The following is an 8,708-nucleotide window of genomic DNA, read 5'->3' as shown; positions in this document are numbered from 1 at the left end:
CCCCCCCCCCCCCCCCCCCCCCCCCCCCCCACGGGGCGGCCTCGATTCACCTCAGCTCATGAGGCGCGCTGGAGCATAAACCGACCTGAAACGCAGCGTCAACTCACGTAGCTGGGAGCACGCGGCGACGTCCACCTGAGCTGCGACGATCAGTATGCTGTCGGCCATGCCCGGGGACACCGCCAAGCGGGATCTCGCCGCGAAGGTGGATCACCTCTTCCGCACGGTACGGCCGCGGGGCGGTGGCGAGTACTCCTTCGAGGACGTCGCCGAGGGCGTCCGCGCCAAGGGCGGCCCCACGATCTCCGCCACCTACCTCTGGCAGCTGCGCAAGGGCAAGCGCGACAACCCGACCAAGCGGCACCTCGAGGCACTGGCCGACTTCTTCGGCGTCCCGCCGGCGTACTTCTTCGACGACGCCGCGGCCGAGCGCATCGACGCCGAGCTGGCGCTGCTCGCCGCCCTGCGCGACGCGCCCGTCCGCCAGATCGCGCTGCGCGCCAGCGGGCTGTCCGCGAAGAGCCTGGAGACGATCGCGGAGATGGTCGACCGCGTGCGCGAGCTGGAAGGTCTGCCGACGGACGACAGCCGGTGAAAGGTGACCGGCAGCTCCGCAAGCGATGCGCCGCGATCGTCCGGGACCTGCCGATGCCGGTCCCGTTCGACGCGCGCACTCTCTGCGAGACGGTCGCCGCGCGCCGCGGCCGGCCGATCCGGCTCGTGCCGATGGACGGGCTGACCGGGGTATGCGGCCTGTGGGTGGCCACCGCGGCCACGGACCTCATCTGCTACGAGCAGGTCACCACGCCGCCGCACCAGGAGCACATCATCCTGCACGAGCTGGGCCACCTGCTCTGCGACCACAACCGCGGTGCGGCGGCGCTCGGGGCGCACGAGCTCCTGCCCGACCTCGACCCGGAGATGGTGCAGCGCGTGCTCGGCCGGGCCGGCTACACCAGCGAGGAGGAGCGCGAGGCGGAGCTGCTCGCGTCGATGATCCGCGAGCAGGCCCGGTCGTCCGGCCACGGCACGCTCACCGGCCGCCTGCACGCCGCGCTGGCGGACGACGGCGATGGGTGAGCTCCTGTACCGGTACGGGCCACCCGCCCTGGCCTGGGCGTTGTTCCTCTCCCGCCGGCCCGGGGACGACCGCGCCCGCCGGTGCGTGCGGTGGGTGCTGCTCGGCCTGGCCGTCTCGCTGACCGCGCTGACACCGCCCGTCTACGCGTTCGTCGGGAACCTGTCGGGCATCGGGCACCTGGCCCGGCCCATCGGCCACGGCGGCATGCTGTTCGCCGCGTGGGCGGCCCAGGAGTTCCTCGCCAGCATGAACGGCCTCGCCCGCGGCGCGCGGTGGCACGCCTGGTGGGTCGGTGGCGCGTTCGCCGTCATGTGCGTGCTGTTCGCCCTCGCGCCCGGCCTCTACCCCGACGAGCCGGGCGTGCTCGAGTACTGCGTCGTCTACCTGCTGGGCCAGGCCCCGGCCTTCGGCAACGTGATCCGGCTCGGGCTGCGCTACGCCCGCGCCGCGGCCGCGCCCGCCCTGCGGATCGGTATGCGCCTGGTCGTCGCCGGCGCCGCCCTCGCGCTGCTGTACCTGGTCAACAAGGTGGTGCTCACCGCGGCCGCGCGGTTCGGCTTCGCCTACCCCGCGGGTGACACGTTCGTGATCAGCAAGGTGCTGCCGGCCGCGGCGCACGTCCTCGTGCTCGTCGGCGCGACGCTGCCGGCGATCGTCGGCTGGGCCCGCCGCTACGGCCACTACCAGCGGCTCGGCCCGCTGTGGCGCGCGCTCTACCAGGCCGAACCCGCGATCGCCCTCGATCCGCCCGCCGGCCCGGACGTGCTGCGGGTCCGTGGGCTCCGGCTGCGGCTGTACCGCCGGGTGATCGAGATCCGCGACGGTCTGCTGGCGCTGCACCCCTACCGCGAGCACGACGTCGCCGCCGCCGCGCGCCGGCACGCGACCAGGGCGGGCATGCGCGGGCGCCGGCTGGAGGCCACCGTCGAGGCCGCCGCGGTCGCCGCGGCGCTCCGGGTGCGCGCGGAGGGCGGCCCACCTTCGGAGACCGCGGTGCCGGTCACGGGCGGTGGCGATCTCGACAGCGACACGGCGTTCCTGAGTGAGGTCGCCCGCGCGTACCGCAAGAACCTCGGCTGAGTGGGTACCCCGGTACCGGCACGCGGAGCATTCCGCCCTCCGCCCCCGCCCCGGGCGGCGCGTGGTCTCTAGAGTGTGGGGCGGGTCGTCGGTCGAGTCGGGGTGTGAGAGTCATGAGCAGGCGGAGGAGTTCACTACTGGCGTGCTGTCTCGCCGTCGCGATGGCGCTCGGCGCGTGCACCTCGGCCGACGAGGGCTCGCCGGTGCCCCAGAAGGGCCAGGAGCACCAGCCGAAGATCGTGCTGAAGCCCGCCGACGCGACCGAGAAGGTGTCGCCCGTCGACCCGGTCGAGGTGCGCGTGTCCGACGGCGCGCTCGACTCCGTGACCGTCACGAACCCGGACGGCAAGGAGATCAAGGGCAGCCTGTCCGAGGACAAGACCACCTGGCGGTCGGCGGAGCCGCTCGGCTACGACAAGAAGTACACGATCAAGGCGGCGGCCAGCGGGAAGGGCGGCAAGTCCACGTCCGAGGCGTCGTTCACGACCGTGGCGCCGGACCAGACCGTGTTCCCCTCCTTCTTCCCGCCACCGGGCAAGCCGGCCACCGTCGGCATCGGCCAGCCCGTCGCGGTGATCTTCGACAAGGCGCCGGCCGACCGCGCGGCCGCGGAGCGCGCGCTGAAGGTGACCGCCACCCCCGCCCAGGAGGGCGGCTGGTACTGGTGGGACGACCGGACCCTGCACTACCGGCCGAAGTCCTACTGGAAGCCGGGCACCAAGGTCACCGTCGACGCCAGCATCTACGGGGTGAACCTCGGCGGGGGGATGTACGGCGAGACCGACCGCTCGCTGAAGCTGACGATCGGGCCGGCCAAGATCGCCACCATCGACGACAAGGCCCACAAGATGGTCGTCACCGTGAACGGCAAGGCCGTGCAGACGTTCCCGGTGAGCATGGGCCGCCCGGGCTCGACCACCGGCAAGGACGGCAAGAAGATCTCGTTCGTCACGCCGAGCGGAACCTATGTGGCGCAGGAGAAGTACAAGGTCAAGCGGATGAACTCGAGTTCCTACGGCCTGCCGTCGAACGCGTCGCTCGGCTACGACGAGAAGATCCCGCTCGCCGTGCGCATCTCGAACAGCGGCATCTTCGTCCACTCGGCGCCGTGGTCGGTCGCCGACCAGGGGCACCGAAACGTCTCGCACGGTTGCATCAACCTCAGCCCCACCGCCGGCAAGTGGTTCTACGAACACTTCGGCTACGGCGACGTCGTCACGATCAAGGGCACCGGCACCCGCCTGGACCCCACCGACGGCTTCGGCGACTGGAACATCCCCTGGGCCACGTGGCTCGAGGGCAGCGCGCTCAACTGACTGCCCCGTTCCCCGCATTGCCCCTGCCGATCGGGTTAGGCCGATCGGCAGTACCGGCGGATTAATTCTCAAATGGCCCGGGGTCGTATATGCGCATGATTCTGGAACTTGAATAATTCCAGTCTGCGGTCACGGTAAACGTTTTCCAAGTCGCTGTCTGTACGCGGGTGCAAACAGTTCCCGGTTGATCTTGACATAAGAGTGGAGTTGGTTAGTCTTTGCTGCGCACGACGTCCGCCTGGTAGGCACGCGTGTCTGAGGCCGACCCCGCTGCCACGGGCCCTCAAGGAGCCGGCATCGATGAGCACCGATCGTCTACAACAGAATACCCAGCAGGACTACAGGCCGGAGACGTATCGGCAGCGACGTCCGGTCGGTTCCGTTGACGCGTTTTTCCGGCTCACCGAACGCGGCTCCACAGTCGGGCGCGAGGTTCGCGGCGGCTTCGCGACCTTCTTCGCGATGTCCTACATCGTGGTGCTCAACCCGCTCATCATCGGCACGGTCGTCGATGCGAACGACTCGCTGATCGTGGGTGGTGACGACGTCGGCGAGAGCACGATCGCGGTCGCCGGCGTCACGGCGCTCACCGCGGGTGTCCTCACCATCCTCATGGGCCTCATCGGACGGTATCCGTTCGCGCTCGCCGTCGGCCTCGGGTTCAACTCCTTCCTCGCCGTCGGCGTGGCGAGCCAGATGTCGTGGCCCGAGGCGATGGGTCTCGTCGTCGTCGAGGGCGTGCTGGTCATCCTGCTGGTGCTGACCAAGGTTCGAACCGCGGTGCTGCACGCCATTCCCGGTGATCTCAAAACCGCGATCAGTGTCGGCATCGGTCTTTTCATCGCGTTCATCGGACTTGTCGACTCCGGCATCGTGCGGCGCATTCCCGACGCCGCGGGAACAACTGTGCCGGTGACATTCGGAATCGGCGGTGAACTTCAGGGCTGGCCGACGATGGTGTTCATCTTCGGCCTCACGGTCACCACGATCCTGGTGATGCGCCGGGTGCGCGGCGCGATCATCATCGGAATCATCAGCTCGACCATTCTCGCGATCATTCTCGAAGCGGTTTTCCACCCGGGGCCCTCGATCGTCGACGGGCAGCCGTCACCGACCGGCTGGCGCCTCAACGTGCCGACGGTGCCGACGGACTGGTTCGCATTCCCCGACCTGCAGCTGCTCGGGAACTTCGACGTGGTCGGCGGCTTCACCCGGATCGGCGTGCTCGCCGCGACGATGATCGTGTTCGCGCTGCTGCTGTCGGACTTCTTCGACACGATGGGCACCGTGGTCGGCCTGAGCAGCCAGGCCGGCCTGATGGACAAGCAGGGGCACATCCCCGGGGTCGGCCGCGTCCTGTTCGTCGACTCGCTCGCCGCGACGGCCGGCGGCCTGGCGTCCAGCTCGTCGAACACGGCCTACATCGAGTCGTCCGCGGGTATCGGAGAGGGCGCGCGAACGGGAATCGCGAGCCTCGTCACCGGCGGGCTGTTCCTCGTCGCGATGTTCAGCACGCCGCTGGTGACGATCATCCCGTTCGAGGCGGCGACCCCGGCGCTGGTGGTGGTCGGCCTGGCGATGGTCTCGCAGATCCGGCGGATCAACTTCACCGACGTGGCGATCGTGGTCCCCGCACTGCTGACCGCCGTGCTGATGCCGTTCACCTACTCGATCTCGGTGGGCGTCGGCACCGGCCTGATCAGCTACGTCGTCCTGCGGACGTTCCAGGGACGGGCGCGGGAGATCCACGCGCTGCTCTGGGTCGTGTCCTTCTTGTTCCTTCTCTACTTCGCGGTGCATCCTTTGAGGGAATTGTTCGGAATCGGAGGCTGACAGAGGTCGGCCAGAGTGGGCGCCTGTGGATCTGTTCGGCATGTACGGCTCGCGATCGGACGGCGAGCCGGACGATGCTGCGGAAGCCCAGCAGCAACCACCGGCGGAGGAGGAGCGTCTGGACCACGATGACGTGCTGGAGCCGGAAGAGATCACTCAACCGATTCAGATCGTCACCGAGGTCGAGAAAGAGGACTCCCTCATCGTCCCGACCCAGCTCACCCCCTCCACGGCCGAGTCCGTGGCAGCCTACGTCGCCGAGATCGGCACGGTCATCGACGAGAGCATGCTGCTCCGCCCGTACGTGCGCACCGGCGGCCGCACCCACGCCGACGCCGACCTCGCGATGGAGGCGCTCGTGATCGGCGTGCCGATCGACACCGAGCGCACCCGCCTCTCGCCCGAGCACAAGCAGGTGCACACGCTGTCCGCCGAGCCGCGGTCGGTGGCCGAGATCGCCGCCTACACCAGGCTGCCGATCGGCAGCGCGCGCGTGATCATCGCCGACATGCTCCATCTCGGCCTGCTGGTGCAGTGTTCGAACGACGCGCCGACGGACTCGCCGTCGATGGACCTCATGGAGCGGGTCCGCAACGGCCTGCGCCACCTCTGAGCACCACGGACGACGCCGCGCCGGATTATCCGGAAACGCCGCAATGTCCGGGATCTGTCCGAACTGGAATTCCGGTCGTGGACGCTGCGTGACAACCTCCACTACGGACGGTTCGGCGCGCGGTTTCTCGTTGGAGTAAATAACTCACCCGATCGCTGTAACAATACTTCTGTTCAAAGGGCCGAACATGTAAGAATCCTCCACCGCGCGGGTTGGAGGGATGCGGACGTGAGTAACCGGTTCAGCGAGGTCGAGGACACCCGCTTATGACCGGAGCGTCCCTCGTCGTCATCGGTACCGGGTCACTGGCACACGCGACGTGCGACGCTCTCGCCACCGTCTCCCCCGAACCCCTCGACGTGGTCGTGGTCGGCCGTACCCGCGGCAAGGCGGACGGGGTCTGCTACCTGTCCGGCACCCGGGCCGCACTCGACGGCACCCGCGTCACCTTCCAGCCGGCCGTCGCCGGCACCGACGACCACCTCGCCGGCATCCTCGCCGAGACCCGGCCCGCCGGCGTCTACGTCTGCGCGTCACATCAGTCGCCGTGGGAACGGTCGGCCACGCCGTCCGCGTGGACCGACCTGCTGGCCCGCGCCGGGTTCGGCCTGGCACTGCCGCTGCACGCGGACATCGCCGCCCGCGTCGGCCGGCTGACCGAGGCACACCGTCCCGGCGCGTGGCTGGTCAACGCCTGCTTCCCCGACGCGGTCAACCCGGTGCTCGCCGCGCTCGGCATCCCCGTTCTCTGCGGCGTCGGCAACGCCGGCACGCTGGCCGCCTCCCTGCAGGCCGCGCTCGGCCTGCCCGACCAGCGCCGGTTACACCTGCTCGCCCACCACGCCCACCTGCACGCCCCCCACGAGGCGGCGAACGAGGCGCGGGCGTGGCTCGACGACACGCCGCTACCCGACGTCACCGCCCTGCTCGCGACACAGCGCGCCACCGACCGCGCCCTGCTCAACCGCGTCACCGGCCTCACCGCCGCGCTCGTCCTCTCCGCCCTGCTCACCGGCGCGGACACCGACACCCACGTGCCCGGGCCGAACGGCCTGCCCGGCGGCTACCCCGTCCGGCTCGCCGCCGGCCGGGTGTCGCTGCGGTTGCCGGCGGGCGTCACCGAGGCCGAGGCGATCGCGTTCAACGCCGCCGCCGCACGCCGCGACGGCGTGCGCGTCGAGGACGGCAAGGTCCACTTCGAACCGGCCGCCGTGGCCGCGCTGCCGCCGGCGATGGCCGGCCGCCACAGCTTCGGCGCGGCCGAGCTGTCCGGCGTCTGCCGGGACCTGCTGGCCCTTCGCGCCGAGCTCCGCACCGAACCCACCGACCCAGCGCAGACCGCCTGAACAGGGCCAATGAAGGGACACTGATGATCTCAGACCCGCCGGCAGCCGGTGGCACCGCGACGATCGAGGCGACCCCGACGACGTCCGGCAACCTGCTGACCGACTACCTGGACCTGATGCCTCGCTCGGTCGCCGCGTGCGTGGCCGACCCCGCCCCGGTGACCGGTGACCCGGCAAGGTTCTCGCCCGGGTTCGCGCTGCCGGAGCTCACCGACGCGGTGCGCGAGTACTACTCCGCGGCGACCGTCGGCTGGCGCTCGCTCGGCGAGTACGCCGGGCACCGGCTGTCCCTGCTCGACCTGGCCGGCAACCCCGGCACGCACACGACGAAGACGTTCCCCTCGCTGCTGATCGTGGCCCGCGCGGTCGAGTACATCCGCCGCACCGGCGAGCCCGTGACGATCTTCTCCCCCACGTCCGCGAACAAGGGCACGGCGCTGCGCGACGCCGTCCTGCGCGCGATCGAGGCGAAGCTGGTGGACCCGGACCAGCTGCGGGTGGTGATCCTCGCGCCCTGGTCCTGCCGGGACAAGCTGCGCGCGAGCCGCCTGTCGACCGACCCGGGGCTGCGCGAGCTGAACCCGCTGCTGCTCTACCCGGGTGCCGAGCCCGAGGCCGTCAAGCGCATCGGCCGCGAGTTCGTCGACACGCACGCCGCGGAGCTGAAGCGACGCGGCACCAACCTGTGGTTCTCCCTCGAGCTGACCAACTACCTCGTGGCCGACACGGCGCGCGCCTACTTCGAGCAGGACGCCGACCCCACCGACGCGGCGGACCGCCCGCGCTTGCACGCGCACGCCGTCTCCAGCGCGTTCGGCCTGCTCGGCTACCACCGCGGCCGCGCGGTGCTCGAGAGCGGCGGCCAGGCGAGCGCGGCGTCGCGGCCGGCGAGCCTGCTGGTCCAGCACATGGCGACCTCGGACATGGTCCTCTCGTTGCGGTACGGCTGCTTCGACCGGGACAAGCTGCCCGGCTACCGGCGCGATCCGGTGACCGGCCTGTACCACCAGGACGCCGACGCCCCCGAACCGCACTTCCCCGCGACGATCCACGACCCAGACGAGGTGCTGGACCCGACCTTCTACACCCGCCGGCCGGTCACCACGACCGAGATGAACGACATCATCGGCCGGTTCGGCGGCGACGGGATCGTGGTGTCGCTGCACGAGTGCCTCGAGCGGTACCCGGCCATCCGCGCGCGGCTTGCCGACCACGAGCGCGGGCTGCCGGCGGACTTCCGGACACTGCGGGAGTGGTCGCTGGTGATGGCCATGACCGGCGTGTGCAACGCGATCGACCGCGGGCTGGTCGAGCCCGGCGCGGACGTCGTGGTACACGGCTCCGGCTGGTACGCGACGACCGACTACCAGCCGCTGGACCTGACCACGACATCCACCGTCGAGTCCGCGGCCGACGTCGCGGCGGCGGTGCTCGGCTGA

General features: G+C 70.4%; 8 protein-coding genes. All 8 read left to right on the top strand.

Annotated elements, in window-relative coordinates; all coding sequences use genetic code 11:
* Positions 1 to 166: 166 nt before the first annotated feature.
* The 8 genes from VH969_RS27085 to VH969_RS27050 all read left to right on the top strand — a co-directional run bounded on the left by VH969_RS27085 (position 167) and on the right by VH969_RS27050 (position 8,708).
* A complete protein-coding gene (locus VH969_RS27085) occupies positions 167 to 595 on the top strand; it encodes a helix-turn-helix domain-containing protein (RefSeq protein WP_331979193.1) in 429 nt (142 codons plus the stop codon).
* Positions 592 to 1,080, top strand: coding sequence for a hypothetical protein (locus VH969_RS27080; RefSeq protein WP_331979191.1), 489 nt, complete (start codon positions 592 to 594; stop codon positions 1,078 to 1,080). The genes VH969_RS27085 and VH969_RS27080 overlap by 4 nt, the downstream gene beginning before the upstream one ends.
* On the top strand, positions 1,073 to 2,161 hold the full coding sequence (locus VH969_RS27075; protein WP_331979187.1) for an MAB_1171c family putative transporter: 1,089 nt from the start codon (positions 1,073 to 1,075) through the stop codon (positions 2,159 to 2,161). The genes VH969_RS27080 and VH969_RS27075 overlap by 8 nt, the downstream gene beginning before the upstream one ends.
* A gap of 113 nt (positions 2,162 to 2,274) precedes the next feature.
* Positions 2,275 to 3,477 carry a L,D-transpeptidase gene (locus tag VH969_RS27070; RefSeq protein WP_331979185.1) on the top strand — a complete coding sequence of 401 codons (1,203 nt, stop codon included), beginning with the start codon at positions 2,275 to 2,277 and terminating at the stop codon, positions 3,475 to 3,477.
* A gap of 300 nt (positions 3,478 to 3,777) precedes the next feature.
* Positions 3,778 to 5,310: an NCS2 family permease gene (locus VH969_RS27065; protein WP_331979183.1), complete on the top strand. Its 1,533-nt coding sequence runs from the start codon at positions 3,778 to 3,780 to the stop codon at positions 5,308 to 5,310.
* Positions 5,311 to 5,335: 25 nt separating this feature from the next.
* Positions 5,336 to 5,923, top strand: coding sequence for a DUF742 domain-containing protein (locus VH969_RS27060; RefSeq protein ID WP_331979181.1), 588 nt, complete (start codon positions 5,336 to 5,338; stop codon positions 5,921 to 5,923).
* A 266-nt stretch (positions 5,924 to 6,189) separates the two neighbouring features.
* On the top strand, positions 6,190 to 7,269 hold the full coding sequence (locus VH969_RS27055) for a hypothetical protein (RefSeq protein ID WP_331979179.1): 1,080 nt from the start codon (positions 6,190 to 6,192) through the stop codon (positions 7,267 to 7,269).
* A 23-nt stretch (positions 7,270 to 7,292) separates the two neighbouring features.
* On the top strand, positions 7,293 to 8,708 hold the full coding sequence (locus VH969_RS27050) for a DUF6002 family protein (RefSeq protein ID WP_331979177.1): 1,416 nt from the start codon (positions 7,293 to 7,295) through the stop codon (positions 8,706 to 8,708).

The organism is Actinophytocola sp. (assembly GCF_036555685.1).
In the GTDB taxonomy this organism is placed as follows: Bacteria; Actinomycetota; Actinomycetes; order Mycobacteriales; family Pseudonocardiaceae; genus Actinophytocola.
Note: the sequence above shows the minus strand (reverse complement) of the source record. Positions and strands in the feature narration are given on the sequence as shown.

Excerpts from the sequence above, each read along its gene's own strand:
- VH969_RS27070 (WP_331979185.1), top strand. The coding sequence starts at position 2,275 with ATGAGCAGGCGGAGGAGTTCACTACTGGCGTGCTGTCTCGCCGTCGCG.
- VH969_RS27065 (WP_331979183.1), top strand. The coding sequence starts at position 3,778 with ATGAGCACCGATCGTCTACAACAGAATACCCAGCAGGACTACAGGCCG.
- VH969_RS27055 (WP_331979179.1), top strand. The coding sequence starts at position 6,190 with ATGACCGGAGCGTCCCTCGTCGTCATCGGTACCGGGTCACTGGCACAC.
- VH969_RS27050 (WP_331979177.1), top strand. The coding sequence starts at position 7,293 with ATGATCTCAGACCCGCCGGCAGCCGGTGGCACCGCGACGATCGAGGCG.
- VH969_RS27085 (WP_331979193.1), top strand. The coding sequence starts at position 167 with ATGCCCGGGGACACCGCCAAGCGGGATCTCGCCGCGAAGGTGGATCAC.
- VH969_RS27075 (WP_331979187.1), top strand. The coding sequence starts at position 1,073 with ATGGGTGAGCTCCTGTACCGGTACGGGCCACCCGCCCTGGCCTGGGCG.